Source organism: Kitasatospora sp. NPDC004240 (genome assembly GCF_053603215.1).
In genome coordinates this window covers 27,635-47,111 of the sequence record NZ_JBSGFD010000055.1, presented here as the reverse complement: position 1 = coordinate 47,111, position 19,477 = coordinate 27,635, and the positions used below count along the sequence as shown (strand labels likewise).

Here is a 19,477-nt window from a genome sequence, read left to right as displayed (position 1 = left end):
CCGCCTCGGTCGCGGCCAGCGCGGCCTCGTACATCCGGCGCAGCCGTGCGGTCCGCGGCGAATCGGGGGAACGGGTGTCCCGTCCGGCCCGCCCCGAAGGGCCGGACCCCCGATCACGTAGGCCGTTCCGGCCCCGATCCCCTCCCAGCCCCCGACCTCCGGAGAGGACCCGTCCCGCCATGCGGCTCTATCTGCTCGCGCTCAACCCCACCGACTCCGTCACCCAGGGGTTCCTCCCGGCCGCCGCCCGGCTCGGACTCGACGTCACCCTGCTCACCGACCACGCCGGCGCCCACCACGCCGCGTACGCCGAACTCCCCTACGGTCCCGGCACCCTGGAGGTGCTGGAGTGCGACGTACGGGACTTCCGCGAGGTCGTCGGCCTGATCTCCCGGCACCACGCGCCGGACGCGGTGTTCTCCAACAGTGACCACCTGCAGACCCAGACCGCCCTGGCCGCCGACTACTTCGGACTGCCCGCCAAGGACTGGAAGGCCGCCCTGCGGGCCAAGAACAAGGGCGAGCTGCGCCGTCACCTGGCCGCCGCGGGGCTGGACGCGGTGCGCTCCGCCGAGCTCGACCCCGGTCAGGACCCGGCCGTGCTGCGCGCCGCGGAGCTGCCGTTCCCGGTCGTGGTGAAGCCCCGCGAGGGCGTCGCCAGCGAGGACGTCACCATGGCCGCCGACCAGGCCGAACTGGAGCTGCGCTGCAAGGAGATCCAGCACCGCCGCCCCGGCGCCGCGCTGGTGGTCGAGGAGTTCCTGGACGGCCCGCTGTGCACCCTGGAGACGCTCGGCGACGGTGAGCGCCGCCACGTGATCGGCGGCTTCCGGACCCGGGTCTCCCCGCCGCCGGACTTCATCGAGGAGATGCTGGAGTTCACCCCCGCGCACCCGCGCGAGGTGACCGACCAGGTCCTCGCCCAGCTCGACGCCCTCGGCGTCGGACTCGGCGCCTGCCACACGGAGTTCGTGCTCCAGGCGGACGGCCGCGCCCGCCTCATCGAGGTCAACTACCGCGCCATCGGCGACCAGTGCGACCTGATGCTCGCCGAGCTCCTCGGCATCCCGCTCTTCGAGCACATCCTGAACGCGCACCTCGGCGTGCCGCTGCCCGAGGACCTCGGCGCCCGCACCGACGGGCGCGCCCGCAACGAGCCGGTCCTCGCCGACCGGGCCGGCACCCTCACCGCGGCCCCCGGCCCGTACGACGAGGAGCGCGACGGGGTGCGGCTGGCCTACCGCCCGGTGCGCGAGGTCGGCGAGCGCCACGAGCACTACCGCACCAACCGGGACTACCTGGGGGTGATCTGGGCCGTCGGCACCGACCAGGCCGCCGTGGACGCCTCCGTCGCCCGCTTCATCGCGGAGAACCGCTGGGAGATCACCCCGTGAGCACCGCCCCCGCCCGGGCCGTCACCGTCCCGGCTCCCGCGCCCCCGCCCGCGTCGGCCACCCCGAACACCCCGAAGACCCCGAAGGCCCCCGACGCCGCAGGGCAGCTGACCCTGCGGGTGCTCTCGGCGCTGCTGCGCGAGGACGTCCTCGGGCTGCGCACCCGCTCCACCCTCCAGGAGCGCCCGGACGGCCGCTGGCTGGCCCTGGAGCACACCGGCAGCGCCCTGGCGCTGCCGGTGGGCCCCGAGGGCTTCCAGAGCGAGTACGCGGCCCGCCTGCCGCTGCTGGAGCTGGACGGCGAAACGCTCACCGACCTCGACCGGATGGTGACCGGACTCGGCACGCTCGCCGACCCCGAGGACCGGGACGGCTGGGCCGCCTTCGCCGAGGAGTGCCGGCAGACCCTCGCCACCATGGAGCTGCACGAGCGTTCCCAGCACGAGGTGCACACCCGGCTCGCCGACCTCTACGGGCCCGACCCGGCCGACTGGACCGGGCCGGCCGCCTCCCTCGGCCACGACACCCTGGCCGCCTACCTGGACCACCCGGTGTACCCCACCGCGCGCGGCCGATCCGGCCTGTCCGAGGCCCAACTGCGCTCCTACGCACCGGAGTTCCACCCGGCTTTCGAGCTGCGCTGGCTGGCCGTGCCGGCCGGCGCGCTCACCGTGCGCGGCGAGCGCCCGCTGCCCAGCTGGTGGCCCACCCCGGCCTGGCTCGGCCTCGACCTGGAGGGCGACTGGCTGACCCTGCCGGTGCACCCGCTCTCGGTCGGCGCGCCGCTGGACGAGGCGCTGCGGGCCACCGGGCTGGCCGGCCGCGCGGTGCTCGCCGACCGGCCGTACCTGACCGTGGTGCCGACCCTGTCGATGCGGACCGTCGCGGTCGCCGAGGACCCCTCCTGCCACCTCAAGCTCCCGCTGGCCACCGCCACCCTGGGGCGGAAGAACCGGCGCACCATCAAGCCCGGCACCCTGGCGGACGGCGCCGCCGGCCAGCGCCTGATCGAGGCCGTGCTGGACCGCGAGCCGCGCTTCGCCGACCGGATCCTGCACGCCGACGAGCAGTCCTACGCGCACGCCGGCCACGAGCTGCTGGCCGTCCTGCTGCGCCGCTACCCGGCCGGCCTCGACCGGGCCCTCACCGTGCCGCTCGCCGCCCTGCTGGCCCCCGCCCCCGGCGGGCGCCTGGTGGTCGACCACCTCGCCGACCGCTTCTTCGACGGCTCGGCGACCGCCTTCTACGACGCGCTGCTGGAGCTGCTGATCGACTGGCAGACCACCCTGTTCGGCTACGGCGTCGCGCTGGAGTCGCACCAGCAGAACACCTCGCTGGCCCTGGACGGGAACGGCCTGCGGCTGCTGTACAAGGACGACGACGGCCCCCGGCTGAACACCGTCCGACTGGCCGCCACGCTCGGTGAACTCGCCGACGTCCGAGCGGAGTTCGACGACGCGCGGATATTCGGCGAGGACGACCGGCCGCTCACCGACCTGTTCACCACGATCACCGGCCACCTGTGCACCGCCTCGCTGGCGTTCGGCCTCGCCGACCACGGCCGAGCCCGACTCGCCGACCTGCTCGGCCTGTTGCGCGAGCGGCTGACCGAGGGCGTGGACCGGATCGGCCCGGCCGGCGCGGCACTGCGCGACGACCTGCTGGACGCCGAGCGGCTGCCGGTCAAGGCGATGGTCAGCGCCGGCACCCTGCTGAGCAAGCAGCGCTCCGGCGCCGCCGACATCAACAAGCACTACACCGACGGCCCCAACTACCTCCGTCCGGAAGGCGTCGCGCCATGAGCGTGGAGACCCTCCCGCACGCGGGGAGCACCACGAAGCCCGGCGGGCTCGACCGCAGACAGGTCCACGCGGTGGCCGCCTGCTACTTCGTGGCCTCCTTCGCCGCGCTCGGCCTGCCGCCGTTCCTGACCACGATCCTGCCGTCGCTGGGCGACGCGCAGGGCCGCTGGGCCGGGGTGCTGTACATCGTGCCGACCGTGTTCAGCGCGCTGGGCGCGCCGTTCTGGGGCCGGCTCGCCGACCGCTTCGGCCGCAAGCGCATGCTGCTGCGCGCCCAACTCGGGCTCACCGTCTCGTTCCTGGTGGCCGGCGCGGCGGACAGCCTGCCGATGTTCACCGCGGCGCTGGTCCTCCAGGGTTTCCTGGGCGGCACCTTCGCCGCGACCAACGGCTACCTGGCCGCGGCGCTGGACGGCTCGCAACTGTCCAAGGCGCTCACCCTGATGCAGGGCAGCGCCCGCGCCTCCCTGGTCGCGGCGCCGATCCTGGTCGGCGCGCTGTCCCCGTGGATCGACCCGCACCGGCAGTACCTGCTGATGTCGGTCCTGCCGCTGGCCGCGGCCGCGCTCCTCTCGCTGCTGCCGGAGCCGTGTCCGGCGCCGGACACGGCCGCCGGGCAGACCGGGGCGGACGGCGAGGACGCGGCCTGCGCCGCCCCGGCCGAGCCCGCGCGCGGGCCGCTGCGGCTGCTCTACGCCTTCGAGTTCACCTTCGTCTTCGCCACCATCATCTCGTTCCCCTACCTGATATCCCTGGCCGAGGAGCGTCTGCCGGGAGTCTCCGGCACCACCACCGGCCTGCTGTTCGCCCTGCCGCACCTGTGCTACCTGGCGTTCGCGGCCCGCACGCACTCGGCCTTCCTCAACCGTCCGCACACCGGGATCGCGCTGAGCTTCGGCTTCGTCGCGCTGGGCCTGGCCGGGCACGCCGTCGCGTACTCGCTGCCGGTCTTCGTGCTGGTCCGGCTGCTGCTCGGGGCCGGGCTGACGCTCGGCCTGGTCTGCCTCTCGGTGCTGGCCGCCGAGGCCGCCCGGGGCCGCGCGCCGGGCCGGATGTTCGGCACCCTCGAATTCGTCTCCAAGGGCGGCGCCGTCGCCGCCGGCGCCGTCGCGGCGCTGGTCAACGGCGTACTCGGCGCCGCCGCCCCCGTGCTGGTCGGCACCGCCGCCGCACTGCTGGCCGCCGTCGCGGCCACCGCCGTCACTTTCGCCGTCCGCAAGCGTTGGAGTCCTGATGACCCACGAACCGCACACCCGTGAACTGCCCGGCCCCGATGAGGCGGTGGTCCACACCCTGCTGAACTGCCTGCTTCGCGAGGTCTCCGCACCCGAGCACCAGACCGCCGTCGACGACGGCCGGCTGCTGATCCGGCTGCCCCGCCGGGGCGTCCTGCTGAGGGTCGCGCTGCGCCGCACCTCGCTGTTCGGGGCGCACCGCTTCACCGGCCCGGTCCAGGAGGAACGAGCCGACGGCTGGGTCGAGTTGAGCTGGCGCGAGCTGGCCGGCCGGATCCAGGAGGAGCTGACCCTGCGCACCGGCGGCGGCAACGAGGAGTTCCTCGACCAGGTCGCCTCCAGCCACCACGGCGTCGCCGCCGGGCTGATCGACCGCCCGGTGCCCGGCACCGACCGCTACCTGGAGTCCGAGCAGGCCCTGCTGTTCGGCCACCGCTTCCACCCCGCGCCCAAGTCCCGGACCGCCGCGCGCGGCGACTGGCGCCGCTACGCGCCCGAGCACCGCGCCGAGTTCCGGCTGCGCCACCTCGCGGTGCGCGAGGAGCTGATCGCCGGGCAGAGCCTGGACGAGCAGGTCACCGCCACCCTGGACGGCCTGCGCGAGGTGCCCGCCGGGTACCGGCTGCTGCCCGCCCACCCCTGGCAGTACGAGCTGCTCGCCGACCACCCGCTGCTGCGCGGCGCGCTGGCCAGCGGCGACGTCCTGGACCTCGGCCCCGGCGGCGAGCCGTTCACCGCCACCGCCTCGGTGCGCACCCTGTACGGCGCGGACGCGTTCCTCAAGTTCAGCCTGAACGTGCGGATCACCAACTGCCTGCGCAAGAACGCCGCGTACGAGCTCACCGGCGCCGTGGCGCTCACCCGGCTGCTCGGCCCCGCGCTGGCGGACCTCGCCGAGCGGTTCCCGGACGCCGTGATGCTGCGCGAGCCCGCCTTCCGCACCCTCGCGCTGCCCGGCGCCGACGGCCGCCCGGACACCTCGCTCTACGAGGGCTTCGGGCTGATCGTCCGCGAGGGCTTCGGCGGCCTGCTGCGCCCCGGCGTCACCCCGCTGCTGGCGGCCGCCGTGGCCGACGAGTACCCGACCAGCTCCGCGCACATCTCCCGGCTGCTGGCCGGCGGCGACGCCGGGCAGGCCCTCGACTGGTGGTCCGCCTACCTGCGGCTGCTGCTGCCGCCGGTGCTCGCCGCCTACTTCGACCACGGCGTGGTGCTGGAGCCGCACCTGCAGAACGTGCTGATCGGCGTGGACGGCTCCGGCCGGCCCGCCCAGGTGCTCTTCCGTGACCTGGAGGGCACCAAGCTCGTCCCCGAGCAGAACGCCGCGCTGCTGGACCGGCTGCCGCCCGAGGTGGCCGGCCCGATGGCGTACGACCCGCAGCGCGGCTGGGACCGGGTGGTGTACTGCCTGCTGGTCAACCACGTGGCCGAGGTGCTCGCCTCGATCGCCGACCTGCACCCCGCCGTCGAGGGCGAGCTCTGGGCCGCCGTCCGGCACACCCTGGAGGACTACGCGGCCGAGCACGGCTGCCCGCCCCGGCTGCGCGGGCTGCTGGCCGGCGTCCCGCTGCCCGCCAAGGCCAACCTGCTCACCCGCTGGGAGCGCAAGGCGGACCGCGAGGCCGGCTACGTCCGGTTGCCCTCGCCGCTCGCCGACGCCGCCCTCGCGCAGGTCCCCCACCTGCCCGAGCAGGCCGACTCGCCCGCCCTCGCCTGGAGCTCCCGATGACCGCCGAACCCATCGCCGCCGAGGCCACCGCCACCGAGACCACCGCTGCCGTGGCCAGCGCCGCGGACGCCACCGGGCCGGTCCGTCGGCACGTCGCCGCCCTCGCGCCCGAGCAACTGCCCGCGTACGTCTACGACCTGGCCGTGCTGCGCGCCCACGCCGCCGCCGTCCGGGCCGCGCTGCCCGCGCGGGTCGAGCTGTACTACGCCGCCAAGGCCAACCCGGACGCCCCGCTGCTGACCGCGCTGCGCGATTCGGTGGACGGCTACGAGGTTTCCAGCGGCGGCGAGTTGGCGCACGTCGCGGCGGCCGTGCCGGGCGCCCCGCTGGCCTTCGGCGGGCCCGGCAAGACGCCCGCCGAGATCGCCGCCGCGGTCCGCACCGGGGTGCACCGCTGGCACGTGGAGAGCGAGCAGGAACTGCGCCGGCTGGCGGCCGCGCTGGAGGCCCCCGAGGCCGACGGCGTCACCGTGGACGTGCTGCTGCGGGTGAACCTGCCGGTCGGCTCCGACGCGCTGGACTCGGTCGCCCTGGCGATGGGCGGCCGGCCCACCCCGTTCGGCCTCGACCCGGAGCAGGCCGAGGAGTGCGTACGGCTGCTGTCCGGCCCGCTCGGCGGGCGGCTGCGGCTGCGCGGGGTGCACGCCCACCTGGCCAGCGGCCTGGAGGCGCCGGAGCAGCTGGCGGTCGCCGAGCGCATCGTCACCTGGTCGGCCGAACTCGCCGGGCGCCACGGCTTCCCGCTGGAGGAGGTCAACGTGGGCGGCGGCATGGCCGTCGACTACACCGACCCCGCCGCCCGGTTCGACTGGACGGCCTTCGGCGAGGGCCTGGCGAAGCTGCTCGACCGCCACCCGGGGCTGACCCTGCGGATCGAGCCGGGACGGGCGCTGACCGCCCACTGCGGCTGGTACGCGACCGAGGTGCTGGACGTCAAGCACAGCCACGGCGAGGACTTCGCGGTGGTCCGCGGCGGCACCCACCACCTGCGCACCCCGGCCACCCGGGGCCACTCCCAGCCGTTCTCGGTCCTCCCGGTGGACGCCTGGCCGCACCCGTGGCCCCGCCCGGCGGTCACCACCGGCCGCGCCACCCTGGCGGGCCAGCTGTGCACCCCGAAGGACGGTCTCGCCCACCACGCCCCGGCCGCGGCCGGGCTGCGCACGGCGGACCGGGTGCTCTTCGCGATGGCCGGCGCGTACGCGTGGAACATCTCGCACCACGAGTTCCTGATGCACCCCCGCCCGGGCTTCGCCTACCTGGACGCCCAGGAGCCCTCCGCGGCCTCCTGACGCCCCGGCCCGGTACCGGGCCCCAGTTCCCGCCCCACCGGCCCCCGGCCCGCGGCACCCTCGCCGCGGGCCGCCCGGGCCTGCCCCAGGGCCTGCCACGCCCCACCGGCCCCGGCCCCTTCCGGCCACGCCCATGGCCCCCGCCACCGCACCCCACCGCCCCTGACGTGCACACCTCCACCCTCCCCGGAGCCCGCCCGGCGCGGGTCCCGTCCGCACGGGCGTGCGAAAGTGGTACCAGCGAAGGGAGCGGCACGTGCTGATGGACAGGGTGGCGGAGATCCTCGCCGAGACGGCGGACGAGGTGGTCCTGCCCCGGTTCCGGTCGCTGGCCACCGGCGAGGTGATGGAGAAGGCCCCCGGCGAGGTGGTGACGATCGCCGACCGGGAGGCCGAGGTGATCATCTCCCGGCGGCTGCGCGAGCTGCTGCCGGTGCCGGTGGTCGGCGAGGAGGCCGTGGCCGCCGACCCCGCACTGGCGCGCGCGCTGCACGCCGAGCCCGCCGCGTGGCTGGTCGACCCGGTCGACGGCACCTCGAACTTCATCGCCGGCAAGGCCGACTTCGCCGTGATGTGCTCGCTGGTCCGGGCCGGTGAGACCGTGGCGTCCTGGATCTGGCAGCCGGTCGGCCGCACCTCGTACACCGCCGAACTGGGCGCCGGGGCCTGGCGCGACGGCCACCGGTTGACCCGTACGCCCGCCCCGGCCGCGCCGGGCTCCTGGCGCTGCTCGCTGAAGAGCCGGTTCCTGGACGCCGACGAGCACGCCCGGCTGCAGCGCGCCGCAGCCGACGCCTTCGGGCGGGTCACCCCCGGCCGCAGCGCCGCCGGGATCGAGTACCCGGACCTCGCCGACGGCGCGACGGACGTGATCCTCTACTGGCGCACCCTGCCCTGGGACCACGCGCCCGGTTCGCTGCTGGTCACCGAGGCCGGCGGCGTCTCCGCCCGGCTGGACGGCACCCCGTACCGGCCGGAGGCTCCGGGCGGCGAGGACGGCCTGCTGGTGGCCGCCGACCCGGAGACCTGGGAGCGCGCCCGGGCCGTCCTGCTCGGCCCGGACGCGCGCTGACCCCCGTCCCCGCTGCCCCGTCCGGGGCGGCGTGGCGGCGGGGTGCCGGGGCGGCTACCAGAGCACCGGCAGCCGCTCCGGCAGGCGCTTGATGAACCCCGGCCGCCAGGCCAGCTGCTCCACCGGGAGCGCCAGCCGCAGCCCGGGCAGCCGCTCGACCAGCGCGGTGACGGCGATCTCGGCGTGGGTGCGGCCCGGGGCTGGCGGAATGCGATCACCGCGCGGCCGAAATCGGCCTGTACTCCCCGGGAAAGGCATGTCCACGGACGCTCTGCGCATTCGGAGCGGATATCCGGGGATCGCCGTGTGACGCCAGTGTGCCTTCCTCCAACCCGGCCACGGGAAAAGGAGGGTGAAAAACATTCGGCGCTACGACGGGCCTCCCGACGCGCCGCCGGGCCCCGACGCACCACCGGGCCCAGCGGCCGCTACGCCCCCGCGCTCTCCCGGCCGGCCCGGACCACCTCGCGCAGCAGCGCGGCCACCCGGTTGGCGGTGGTGTGCGGGTTGAGCAGCGTCAGCTTGAGCCGGACCCGTCCGGGCCCCTCGCCGGGCAGTTCGGTGCGCCCGACGACGGCCCGGCCGGTGCGCAGCAGCAGCCGGCGCAGTTCGGCGTTGACCCGGTCGATGTCGGCGGGTCCGGGCGCGCCGGGCGGCAGGTACCGGAACAGCACGGTGGTGAGGACGGGTTCGTCGTGCAGTTCGAGCGCGGGGTCGGTGCGGACGGCCTCGGCGGCGCCGCGGGCGAGTTCGTGGCAGGCGTCGACCAGCCGGCCGAGGCCGTCCCGGCCGAGGGTGCGCAGGGTGACGGCGAGTTTGAAGGCGTCCGCCCGGCGGGTGGTGCGCAGGGAGCGGCCGAGCAGGCTGGGGTAGCCGGCCTCCTCGTCGTCGGCGGGGTTGAGGTACTCGGCGCTGCGGGCGAGCGAGACGTAGGTCTCGACGCGGCGGGCCAGGAAGACCCCGGCCGCGGCGGGCTGCCAGCCGAGCTTGTGCCAGTCCAGGGAGACCGAGTCGGCCCGGGCGATGCCGTCGAGCAGCGGGGCGAGCCGGTCGGAGAGCAGCGCCCCGCCGCCGTACGCGGCGTCGACGTGCAGCCAGGCGCCGTAGCGGGCGGCGAGGTCGGCGGCGGCGTGCAGCGGGTCCACGGCGCCGGTGTCGGTGGTGCCGGCGGTGGCGACGACGGCGATCGGGGTCTGGCCGGCCCAGGTGGCCTCGGCCAGGGTGTGGGCGAGGGCGGCCGGGTCCATCCGCAGCCGGCGGTCGACCGGGACGGTCAGTACGGCGCGTTCGCCGAGGCCGAGCAGGGCGGCGGCGCGCTGGACGGAGAAGTGGGCGGCCCGGGAGGCGAGGATGCGGGGCCGGATGCCGGCCGGCAGGCCGTCGAGCTCGACGATGCCGTCGAGCTTCTGGTCGCGGGCCAGCATCAGGCCCATCAGGTTGGACTCGGTGCCGCCGGAGGTGAGCACCCCGGCGGCGCGGCGCGGGTCGTAGCCGACCAGGGCGGCGAGCTCGGCGAGCAGTTCGGTCTCCAGGGCGGTGGCGGCGGGCGCCTGGTCCCAGGAGTCCTGGGAGGGGTTGAGCGCGCTGACGGCGAGGTCGGCGGCGGCGGCGACGGCCAGCGGGGGGCAGTGCAGGTGGGCGGCGCAGGCCGGGTCGGCGGGGTCGGCGGCGCCGTACGCGAGCAGCTCGGTGAGCCGGTGCAGGGCCTCGGGGCCGTGCGCGGCGCGCAGTTCGGCGGCGACCAGCTCGGCGATCCGGGCGGGCGGGCCAGCGGGCAGCGGTCCGGCGCGGCGGACGGCGCCGGCGGCGAGCGCGTCCAGCACGGTGTCGAGGAGCGGGCCGAGCGCCTCGGGACCGCCGGGCCCGCCGGCGAGCGCGTCGAGGCCGTGCGCCCGCCCGGAAGACCCGGCGGTGGGCCCGGCGGTGGGCCCGGTGTACAGGGCGAGCGGGCGGGGGCCGGGGCCGCGCCGGGGCCCGGTGGGCGGACCCTCGCGGGTCACGGCCGGCCGGCCGCGGCGGCGCGCAGCGCCTCGGCGAGCCGCTCCAGGACGGCCTCCGCCTGTTCGTCGCTGATGGTCAGCGGCGGCAGCAGGCGCAGCACCGCGTCGTGCCGGCCGCCGAGTTCGACGATCAGGCCGCGGGCCAGGCAGGCCTCGCGGACCCGGACGGCGAGGGCGGGGTCGGCCGGGCGGGCGCCGCAGGCGTCGGGTTCGGCGTCGGCGTCGACCAGTTCGACGCCGATCATCAGGCCGCGGCCGCGGACGTCGCCGACGGCCGGAAGCTCCTCGCCGAGCTCGCGCAGCCGCCCGGTCATCCGTTCGCCGAGGAGGGTGGCGCGTTCGGCCAGTCCGTTGGCGGTGACGTACCGCAGGGTGGCGGCGCCGGCGGCCATGGCGAGGGTGTTGCCGCGGAAGGTGCCGGTGTGGGCGCCGGGGCGCCAGCGGTCGTACTCCTCGCGGTAGACGACGACGGCGAGCGGGAGGCTGCCGCCGATGGCCTTGGAGAGCACCATGGCGTCCGGGACGATGCCGCTGTGCTCGACCGCCCACATCGCGCCGGTGCGGCCGACGCCGGTCTGCACCTCGTCGACGATCAGCGGGATGCCGCGTTCGGCGGTGATCCGGCGCATCGCGCGCAGCCAGTCGTCGGGGGCGGGCACCACGCCGCCCTCGCCCTGGACGGCCTCCAGGATCATCGCGGCGGGCGGCACCACGCCGCCGGAGGGGTCGTCGAGCAGCCGCTCGGCGTAGGTGGCGGCGAGCTCGGCCCCGGCCTCGCCGCCGACGCCGAACGGGCAGCGGTAGCCGTACGGGTAGGGCAGCCGGACCACCTCGCCGCCGCCGGGCAGCGGCTCCTTGACGGCGACGTTGCCGGTGACGGCGAGCGCGCCGGCGGTCATGCCGTGGTAAGCGCCGGTGAAGGCGAGGGCGCCGGAGCGTCCGGTGACGGTCTGGGTGAGCTTGAGCGCGGCCTCGACGGCGTCGGTCCCGGCCGGGCCGCAGAAGTGCACCCGCGCCCGGCCGCGCAGGCCCTCGGGGAGGCTGTCGAAGAGGGCGCCGGTGAAGTCGTCCTTCTCGGCGGTGGCGAGGTCGAGCAGGTGCAGCGGGGCGCCGCTGTCCAGGGTGCGCCGGATCGCCGCCAGGACCACCGGGTGGTTGTGGCCGAGGGCGAGGGTGCCCGCACCGGAGAGGCAGTCCAGGTAGCGCCGGCCGTCGGCGCCCTCGACGGTCATGCCGTTGGCCCGGACCGGGACGATCGGGAAGGACCGGGCGTAGGTGCGGGCGGCGGATTCGCGGATCCGCTGGCGGCGCAGGATGGCGTCACCGGCGACGGCGGCCTGGGCGGGGACGGCGAAGCTCACAGATGGACTCCCGATAAGTTAGGTAAGCCTAACTTTACCGGCCCTGACCTGGGTGGGGACACCCGGGCCCCGGGGAACCACTCGTCCGGGTGATGACACCCCCGCCCACCCAACGAGTGAGGCCCGATGAGGTAACGGGCGGGGCGCGGACAATTCTCGGCAGGCACGGGCCGACATGACGGCGACCCAAGATCATCGGCGTGCCAGACTCGTGCCCAGCGCACCCGCCCGGGTGCCCGAGGAGAAGAGGACCGGCCGATGGCCCTGTTCGGAAACGCCCACCAGATCGAGAACGCCGAGGCCCATAACGAGTACGCGCGGCTGCTGGGCCCGGGCGAGCAGGTGCAGGGCGCCTACCAACTGCTGCGCGACGTCTTCCTGTTCACCGACCGCCGGCTGATCCTGGTCGACAAGCAGGGCATCACCGGCAAGAAGGTCGAGTACCGCTCGATCCCGTACCGCTCGATCACCCACTTCGCGGTGGAGACCGCCGGCTCGTTCGACCTGGACGCCGAGCTGAAGATCTGGATCACCGGCGGCGGTCTGCCGATCTCCAAGAACTTCACCAAGGGCGTGGACATCTACGAGGTGCAGGCCCTGCTCACCCAGTACGTCTGCCGCTGACCCCGGCCCGGCCGGGCCTCAGCCGCCGCCGCGCCAGCGGTAGCAGAGCTCGGGGCGGCCCACCTGGCCGTACTGCGGCTCGCGGACGGCCCGGCCGGTGTCCACCAGGTGCTCCAGGTAACGGCGCGCGGTGATCCGGGAGACCCCGGCGGCGGCCCCGGCGGCCGCCGCCGACAGGCCGGTGACGGAGGCGCGCAGCACCCCGGCGACGGTGTCCAGGGTGGGCGCGCTCAGCCCCTTGGGCAGCGCGCTGCGCTCGGGCGTGCGCAGCAGGGCGAGCGCCTGGTCGACCTCCTCCTGGCCGGTGGCCTCGCCGGTGCGGCCCAGGGTGTCGCGGTAGCGGGCGTAACGCTCCAGCCGGTCGTGCAGCGCGGCGGCGCTGAACGGTTTCAGCAGGTACTGGACCACGCCCGCCGAGACGGCCTGGCGGACCATCGCCAGGTCGCGGGCGGAGGTGACCGCGATGACGTCGGTGGCGTGGCCGGCCGCCCGCAGGGTGCGGCAGAGCCGCAGGCCGTGGCCGTCGGGGAGGTGGAGGTCGAGCAGGATCAGGTCGACCGGGGCGCCGGCGGCGCGGGCGCGCTCCAGGAAGCGCAGCGCGTCGGCGCAGCCGTGCACCGTCCCGGCGGTACGGAACCCGGGCTCGCGCTCCACGTACAGGGCGTGCGCGGCGGCGGCCACGGGGTCGTCCTCGACCACCAGCACGGAGATCCGCGGACGGCCGGTCACCGCGCCTCCAGGGTGCGCCGGAGCGGGAGCCGGACGGTGAGTACGGCGCCGTGCTCGCGGCCGACGGTGACCGTGCCGCCGTTGCGACGGGCGGCCTGGGCGACCAGCGCGAGCCCCAGCCCGTGGCCGCGGCCGTCCTGCTTGGTGCTCCAGCCGCGCGTGAACACGTCCGCGACGGCGTCCGGTTCGATGCCGGTGCCGGTGTCGGCGACCCGCAGCAGTAGCTGGCCGTCGTCGATCCGGGCGGTGACGGTGACCTCGGGCGGGCCGGGGTGGGCGGCGGCGCCGGCGATGGCGGCGTCCACCGCGTTGTCGACCAGGTTGCCGAGCAGGGTGACCAGGTCGCGGGCGGGCAGGCCGGGCGGCAGGACGCCGTCGTCGATCCGGCTGTCCTCGGTGAGGGTCAGCTCCACGCCGCGCTCGGCGGCCTGGGCGGCCTTGCCGAGCAGCAGCGCGGCGAGCACCGGTTCGCCGACGGCGTCGACCACCCGGTCGGTGAGCCGCTGGGCGAGGGCGAGTTCGGCGGTGGCGAACTCCACCGCCTCGTCGTGGCGGCCGAGTTCGATCAGCGAGACCACCGCGTGCAGCCGGTTGGCGGCCTCGTGGGCCTGCGCGCCGAGCGCCTCGGTGAAGCCCCGCACCGAGTCCAACTCGCCGCTGAGCGCCTGGAGTTCGGTGTGGTCGCGAAGGGTGAGCACGATGCCGAGCCGCTCGCCGACGGCGGAGGTGTTGAGCACCACCACCCGTTCGGCGGTCAGGTGGATCTCGTCGCGGACCGGCTCCGGCCCGGTCACCGCGCGCACCAGGGCGGCCGGCAGGCCGAGTCCGGCGACCGGCCGGCCCTCCACCTCGCCCGCGAGGCCGAGCAGTTCGCGGGCGGCGTCGTTGCAGAGCACCACCCGGTGCGCGCGGTCGAGCAGCACCAGGCCCTCGCGCACCGAGTGCAGGGTGGCCTGGTGGTAGTCGTACAGGTGGCTGAGCTCGGCCGCGCCCATGCCGTGGGTGTGGCGCCGCAGCCGGGAGTTGGCGAGGTACGTGCCGAGCCCGCCGAGGGCGAGCGCGGCGCCGGCCACGCCCACCAGCGCCAGCAGCGGGCCGCGCAGCTGGTCGGTGATGGACCGCACCGTGACGCCCGCGCTGACCAGGGCGATCACCCGCCGCCGCTCGTCCAGCACCGGGGTGACCACCCGCACCGAGGGGCCGAGGGTGCCGGTGTAGGTCTCGCTGCGGGTCTCCCCCGCCAGCGCCCAGTCGATGTGCCCGAGGAACGGCCGGCCGATCTGCTCGGGCAGCGGATGCGTCCAGCGCACCCCGTCGAGGTCCATCACGGTGATGAAGGAGACCCCGGTGTCCACCCGCACCCGCTCGGCGTACGGCTGGAGGACCGCGGACGGGTCGGGCCCCGCGACGGCGGCGCGCACCGAGGGCGAGTCGGCCACCGCGCGGGCCACCGCGGTGACCTGCTGCCGGGCCGCCTCCTCGGCGCGGCCGGCGGTGAACAGGTACGCGAGGACCGCGCCACCGGCCACCACGGCGGCGACGATGACGACCTGGACGACGAACAGCTGCCCGGCGAGGCTGCGCACCCGCCGGCGCGCGGCGGGGGACGTGCGCACGGACATGCCAGACAGTGTGCACCACCGCCGGTGCCCGGCCCCCGGTGCGCGGTGAACTCTATGAACGCAAGCGTGACCCACGTCACGGCCCGGCCCCATAGTCGGAGCGGCCCACCACCCGGGGCCGCCAGGACAGCAGGGCGAAGGAGCCGCAGATGTCGATCAGCGCAGCAGCGCAGCAGGCGGGGGGCAGACGCCGGGACCGCACCCACTACCTCTATCTCGCGGTGATCGCGGCGGTGATCGCCGGGGTCGCGGTGGGGCTGGTGGCACCGGACTTCGCGGTGGAGCTGAAGCCGGTCGGCACCGGCTTCGTCAATCTGATCAAGATGATGATCAGCCCGGTTATCTTCTGCACCATCGTGCTGGGCATCGGCTCGGTCACCAAGGCCGCGAAGGTCGGCAGGGTCGGCGGACTGGCCCTCGGCTACTTCCTGACCATGTCGACGGTCGCCCTGGCGATCGGCCTGGTGGTCGGCAACCTGCTGGAGCCCGGCTCCGGACTCCACCTGACCCAGGCGCTCAGCAAGGCCGGCCACGCCCAGGCCGCGGCCGGCGGGGCCCAGTCCACCGCCGACTTCCTGCTCGGGATCATCCCGACCAGCCTGCTCTCGGCCCTCACCGAGGGCAAGGTGCTGCAGACCCTGCTGGTCGCGCTGCTGGTCGGCTTCGCCCTCCAGGCGATGGGCCCGGCCGGCGCCCCGGTGCTGCGCGGGGTGGAGCACGTCCAGCGGCTGGTGTTCCGGGTCATGGCGATGATCATGTGGGTGGCGCCGATCGGGGCCTTCGGCGCGATGGCGGCGGTGGTCGGGGCGACCGGCGCGGCCGCGCTGAAGAGCCTGGCCGTCATCATGATCGGCTTCTACGTCACCTGCGCGCTGTTCGTGATCGTGGTGCTCGGACTGCTGCTGCGCCTGGTCGCCGGGGTGAACATCCTCACCCTGCTGCGCTACCTCGGCCGGGAGTTCCTGCTGATCCTCTCCACCTCCTCCTCGGAGAGCGCGCTGCCCCGCCTGATCGCCAAGATGGAGCACCTGGGCGTCAGCCGCCCGGTCGTCGGCATCACCGTGCCGACCGGCTACAGCTTCAACCTGGACGGCACCGCGATCTACCTCACGATGGCCTCGATCTTCGTCTCCGAGGCGCTGGACAAGCCGATGTCCTTCGGCGAGCAGATCTCGCTGCTGGTCTTCATGGTGATCGCCAGCAAGGGCGCCGCCGGTGTCACCGGGGCGGGCCTGGCCACCCTGGCCGGCGGCCTCCAGTCGCACAAGCCGGAACTGGTGGACGGCGTCGGCCTGATCGTCGGCATCGACCGCTTCATGTCGGAGGCCCGCGCGCTCACCAACTTCGCGGGCAACGCGGTCGCCACTGTGCTGATCGGCCACTGGACCGGCGAGCTCGACCGCGAGCGGGCCCGCCTGGTACTGGCCGGCGAACTGCCCTTCGACGAGCGGACCCTGGTGGACGTCCACGACCCCGCCGCGGAGCCCGACGGGCAGGCCACCCCGGACGGGCGGAGCGCCCCCGACGGGCAGCCCGTACCGGCGCAGAGCACGGCACCCACCGCCGCCTGACCCCCGTACCCCCTGGCCCGGCGCCCTCCCTCCAACCCCCGGAGGGCGCCGGGCCAGGGCCTTTCCACTTTCCACTTTCCTCTTTCCGCTTTCCACTTCCGCGGCGCGGATCATCGGGGGCGGTTCAGGCCGGTCCGGACCCGCCGACGGCACGGCTCAGGCCGGCTCGGACCCGCTGACCGCCCAGCTCAGGCCGCTCGCCGGGTCCTCCAGCGCCAGGTGCAGATGGCGCAGCTCGTCGGACGGGTCGCACCAGGTGAAGCAGCGCATCCGGGCCACCAGGGCGTTCACCTCGACCCGGTCCGGCCCGGCCGCACCCGCCATCGCGGCCAGCGCCCGCCACAGCGCCAGCCGTCCGAGCGCCGCGCCGTCCGACCGGGCCGCGCCACCGGCCTGCACCAGCGCCGGGTAGGCCGCCGGGAACGGCAGGTAGCCGCCGGTCACCCGCGCGCCCGGCGCGAACTGCGCGGCCGCCAGCGGCGCCGGCCCCCGTACGCAGGTCACCTCGGGCCACGGCGCCAGCGCCGTCAGCAGCCGGGTCGCCCGCTGGCCGGGCTGCCGGCCGCCGGGGACGGGCAGTTCCACCGGGCCCAGCCCCTCCCGGCTCGCCGGCAGCACCAGCAGTGCACTGCGCGAGCCGCCGCCGCTCGGGTACTCCCGCACCCGGCCGCCCTCGCCCCAGCCCGCCGACTCCCAGGGCTCCAGCAGCAGCGGCACCCCCTCCGGGTCGGGCTCCGCCCCGTACGAGAGGTCCTCACCGATCAGCACCCGGGTGTGCGCGACCAGCCGGCGCACCGGTGCCGGGCCCAGCAGCGGGGCCAGCCGCAGCCAGGAGTGCCGGGTGGCCAGCACCTCCCAGAGCGGGCCGGCGTCGTGGTCCGCGACCCCGGCGGCCGTGCCGGGGCCGCCGTCCGGGTCGAACAGCCGGGCGGCCACCTCGGGCGGAGCGCTCCGGGCGATCAGGTGGCCGAGCGGCGCGGTCTCGGCGGCCGCCCATTCCTCTCCGTCGGCCGCCGCGACGGCGCCCCGGCGCTGCCGGTAGCGGCGCAGCAGTTCGGGCCAGCGGCCCTCGTCCGCCAGCGTGCGCAGGCTGTGGTCCTGGTGCGTGATCACGATTTTCAGCGTACGACCGGGCCACCGCATCGGCTGACATGCCGTCAGTCCGGCGCGTCAGTCCGGCGCGTCGGCGGCTCCCGCCGAACCGTGCCCGCCGCCGTGCGGCGCCGTTCAGTCGCCCCCGGCCCCGCGCTCGCGCTCCAGGTCGGCGCGCAGCCGGCGCAGCGCCCGCCGCCGGGTGACGTGCAGGGTGCTGCGGTGCAGGCCGAGCAGTTCGGCGGCCTCGTCCACGCTGTAGCCGACGAGGTCGACCAGCAGGAGCACCCGTGCCTGCTTGACGCTCAGCCGGCCGAGCAGCCGGATCACCTCCCAGTGCGCCTGGAGCTCGACCAGCCCCCCGCCGTACGGGTCGGCCCCGGCCGGGCCCGGTCCGACCGCGCCCGGCACGGGACGCCGGTGGCGTTCGCGGTGCTCGCGGCGCCACTGGTCGCGGACCAGGTTGGCCATCGCGGTGAACGCGTAGGCGTACGGCTGCGGATGGGCCAGGAACCGCTCGGGCCGGCGGGCCAGGCGCAGGTACGCGTCGTGCACCACGTCCTCGGCCGCGACCGGGCTTCCGGTGAGGGAGAGGGCCGCGCGCCGGAGCCTCGGCATCAGTTCCGTGAACGCGCGGTCGAATTCGCCGCCGCGACCGTCATTCGCACACCCACCGACCGCGTCCATGGCGCCCCACCTCGGAAATCGGTAACCGGCAAGCCGATTGTGATGCAGGTCACATCATAGTTCGTCATCCCACCGTCCGCAGTCATTCGTGTGCATTTCGTGACCGGACGCGGAACGGGGGCGGCGGACCGCGCCGACTCCCCGCCGGGGCACGGCACTTGAGCGAGGAGGCAGCACCATGTCAGCGCGTCTCGCGCACGGGTGACGGCTCAGGCGGCGTCGCGGCGCGGCTCGGAGGCCGGGCGGAACTCCTCGATGGCCAGCTCGCCGGCCTCCTTCCGGGCGGCCCGCTCCCGGGCGGTCGGGGAGAGCGCGACGAACGCCGCGGCGAGGAAGAGGAAGGAGCCGAGCCCGACGGCCAGCGGGAAGACGAACTGCATCGGGCCGGTGCCGCCCGGCCCGGTGCGCGCGGGCTCCATGTGGACGTGCACGGCGGCCATCCCGGTGTAGTGCATGCAGCTCACGGCGAGGCCCATGACCAGCGCGGCGGCGCCGACCGCGTACAGGTTGCGGACGGTGACGGCGGCCCAGAGCGCGGCGGTGGCGGCGCCGACCGCGACCAGCACCGACAGCGCGACGGTGCCGGCGTCGTAGCGCAGACCGCCGCGCAGCCGTACCGCAGCCATGCCCAGGTAGTGCGTCGCGGCGACGCCGAGCCCGGTGGTGAGGCCGCCCGTCAGCAGGGCGGTCCCCCGCCGCCGCCCGTACCCGAGGGCGAACACCCCGAGGCCGGTGACCAGGACGGCCACGGCCAGGCTGAGCGCGGTGAGCGGCACGTCGTAGCGCAGGTCGGCGCCGTCCACGGTGAAGCCGAGCATCGCCACGAAGTGCATGGTCCAGATGCCGGAGCCGATCGAGGCGGCCGCGGCGAGCAGCCGGTTGCGTCTGGATCTCCCGGTGGCGGAGAGCGCCCGCAGGGTGCAGCGCAGGCCCAGGGCGGCGCCCCCGCAGGCCATCGCGTACGACAGCAGGGGGGTGAGCCAGCCGAGGCTGAAGTGGTTCATGGTGCCCATGGGACCTCCGTCGACCGGTCGGGCCCGGGGCGGTTCGCTCTGCTCCGGGCTCCCCGGTACCGGGCGGTCTCCGGGAGGCGGTGACGGTCGGCTCCGGTGACGGTCGGCTCCGGCGGCGAGCGGCTCCGGCGGCGAGCGGACGCCCACATATGCCGCCCACACGTGCGCTTCCGGTTCGGGGTGCGTGGGACGCTACCGACGCCCGGAAAGCGATCACGTGAAGATATGAAAAGCCGCCCGCGCTTCGGGGGCGC

16 protein-coding genes are annotated in these 19,477 nt (G+C 75.6%); 8 read left to right on the top strand and 8 right to left on the bottom strand.

Going from position 1 to position 19,477, the window contains the following annotated elements:
- Window positions 1-179: 179 nt before the first annotated feature.
- The 6 genes from ACWEQL_RS17275 to ACWEQL_RS17250 all read left to right on the top strand — a co-directional run bounded on the left by ACWEQL_RS17275 (window position 180) and on the right by ACWEQL_RS17250 (window position 8,524).
- Window positions 180-1,394: an ATP-grasp domain-containing protein gene (locus ACWEQL_RS17275; protein ID WP_452151095.1), complete on the top strand. Its 1,215-nt coding sequence runs from the start codon at window positions 180-182 to the stop codon at window positions 1,392-1,394.
- The gene (locus tag ACWEQL_RS17270; RefSeq protein ID WP_452151094.1) at window positions 1,391-3,196 is read left to right on the top strand and encodes an IucA/IucC family protein; all 1,806 of its coding nucleotides are present in this window, start codon (window positions 1,391-1,393) and stop codon (window positions 3,194-3,196) included. Before ACWEQL_RS17275 ends, ACWEQL_RS17270 begins: the two co-directional genes overlap by 4 nt.
- Window positions 3,193-4,455 (top strand): MFS transporter, encoded by a 1,263-nt coding sequence (locus ACWEQL_RS17265; protein ID WP_452151093.1) that lies wholly within the window; start codon window positions 3,193-3,195, stop codon window positions 4,453-4,455. Before ACWEQL_RS17270 ends, ACWEQL_RS17265 begins: the two co-directional genes overlap by 4 nt.
- A complete protein-coding gene (locus tag ACWEQL_RS17260; RefSeq protein WP_452151092.1) occupies window positions 4,430-6,160 on the top strand; it encodes an IucA/IucC family protein in 1,731 nt (576 codons plus the stop codon). The genes ACWEQL_RS17265 and ACWEQL_RS17260 overlap by 26 nt, the downstream gene beginning before the upstream one ends.
- Entirely contained in the window at window positions 6,157-7,452 is a 1,296-nt protein-coding gene (locus ACWEQL_RS17255; RefSeq protein ID WP_452151091.1) for a type III PLP-dependent enzyme, read from the top strand. Before ACWEQL_RS17260 ends, ACWEQL_RS17255 begins: the two co-directional genes overlap by 4 nt.
- Before the next feature lie 262 nt (window positions 7,453-7,714).
- Complete coding sequence (locus ACWEQL_RS17250; protein WP_452151097.1) at window positions 7,715-8,524, top strand: inositol monophosphatase family protein; 810 nt, start codon at window positions 7,715-7,717, stop codon at window positions 8,522-8,524.
- A 54-nt stretch (window positions 8,525-8,578) separates the two neighbouring features.
- Here the strand turns inward: ACWEQL_RS17250 and ACWEQL_RS17245 are convergent, their stop codons facing one another.
- From ACWEQL_RS17245 to ACWEQL_RS17235, 3 genes are all read right to left on the bottom strand, one after another.
- The gene (locus ACWEQL_RS17245) at window positions 8,579-8,803 is read right to left on the bottom strand and encodes a hypothetical protein (protein WP_452151090.1); all 225 of its coding nucleotides are present in this window, start codon (window positions 8,801-8,803) and stop codon (window positions 8,579-8,581) included.
- A 149-nt stretch (window positions 8,804-8,952) separates the two neighbouring features.
- Window positions 8,953-10,524 carry a pyridoxal phosphate-dependent decarboxylase family protein gene (locus tag ACWEQL_RS17240; RefSeq protein WP_452151089.1) on the bottom strand — a complete coding sequence of 524 codons (1,572 nt, stop codon included), beginning with the start codon at window positions 10,522-10,524 and terminating at the stop codon, window positions 8,953-8,955.
- Entirely contained in the window at window positions 10,521-11,885 is a 1,365-nt protein-coding gene (locus ACWEQL_RS17235; protein ID WP_452151088.1) for a diaminobutyrate--2-oxoglutarate transaminase family protein, read from the bottom strand. The genes ACWEQL_RS17240 and ACWEQL_RS17235 overlap by 4 nt, the downstream gene beginning before the upstream one ends.
- 258 nt (window positions 11,886-12,143) lie before the next feature.
- Here ACWEQL_RS17235 and ACWEQL_RS17230 point away from each other — a divergent pair, with 258 nt between their 5' ends.
- Window positions 12,144-12,509 (top strand): PH domain-containing protein, encoded by a 366-nt coding sequence (locus ACWEQL_RS17230; RefSeq protein ID WP_452151087.1) that lies wholly within the window; start codon window positions 12,144-12,146, stop codon window positions 12,507-12,509.
- A gap of 18 nt (window positions 12,510-12,527) precedes the next feature.
- Here the strand turns inward: ACWEQL_RS17230 and ACWEQL_RS17225 are convergent, their stop codons facing one another.
- Window positions 12,528-13,238, bottom strand: a complete 711-nt coding sequence (locus ACWEQL_RS17225; RefSeq protein WP_452151086.1) for a response regulator — start codon at window positions 13,236-13,238, stop codon at window positions 12,528-12,530.
- Window positions 13,235-14,860 carry a sensor histidine kinase gene (locus ACWEQL_RS17220; RefSeq protein ID WP_452151085.1) on the bottom strand — a complete coding sequence of 542 codons (1,626 nt, stop codon included), beginning with the start codon at window positions 14,858-14,860 and terminating at the stop codon, window positions 13,235-13,237. The genes ACWEQL_RS17225 and ACWEQL_RS17220 overlap by 4 nt, the downstream gene beginning before the upstream one ends.
- A 149-nt stretch (window positions 14,861-15,009) precedes the next feature.
- Between ACWEQL_RS17220 and ACWEQL_RS17215 the strand changes: the two genes are divergently transcribed.
- Complete coding sequence (locus ACWEQL_RS17215) at window positions 15,010-16,431, top strand: cation:dicarboxylate symporter family transporter (protein ID WP_452151084.1); 1,422 nt, start codon at window positions 15,010-15,012, stop codon at window positions 16,429-16,431.
- 156 nt (window positions 16,432-16,587) lie between these two features.
- On the opposite strand, the gene ACWEQL_RS17210 is transcribed toward ACWEQL_RS17215, so the two are convergent.
- From ACWEQL_RS17210 to ACWEQL_RS17200, 3 genes are all read right to left on the bottom strand, one after another.
- Window positions 16,588-17,544 (bottom strand): hypothetical protein, encoded by a 957-nt coding sequence (locus tag ACWEQL_RS17210; protein ID WP_452151083.1) that lies wholly within the window; start codon window positions 17,542-17,544, stop codon window positions 16,588-16,590.
- A 114-nt stretch (window positions 17,545-17,658) separates the two neighbouring features.
- The gene (locus ACWEQL_RS17205; RefSeq protein ID WP_452151082.1) at window positions 17,659-18,141 is read right to left on the bottom strand and encodes an RNA polymerase sigma factor; all 483 of its coding nucleotides are present in this window, start codon (window positions 18,139-18,141) and stop codon (window positions 17,659-17,661) included.
- Window positions 18,142-18,419: 278 nt separating this feature from the next.
- Entirely contained in the window at window positions 18,420-19,223 is an 804-nt protein-coding gene (locus ACWEQL_RS17200; RefSeq protein ID WP_452151081.1) for an MHYT domain-containing protein, read from the bottom strand.
- Window positions 19,224-19,477: the final 254 nt, after the last annotated feature.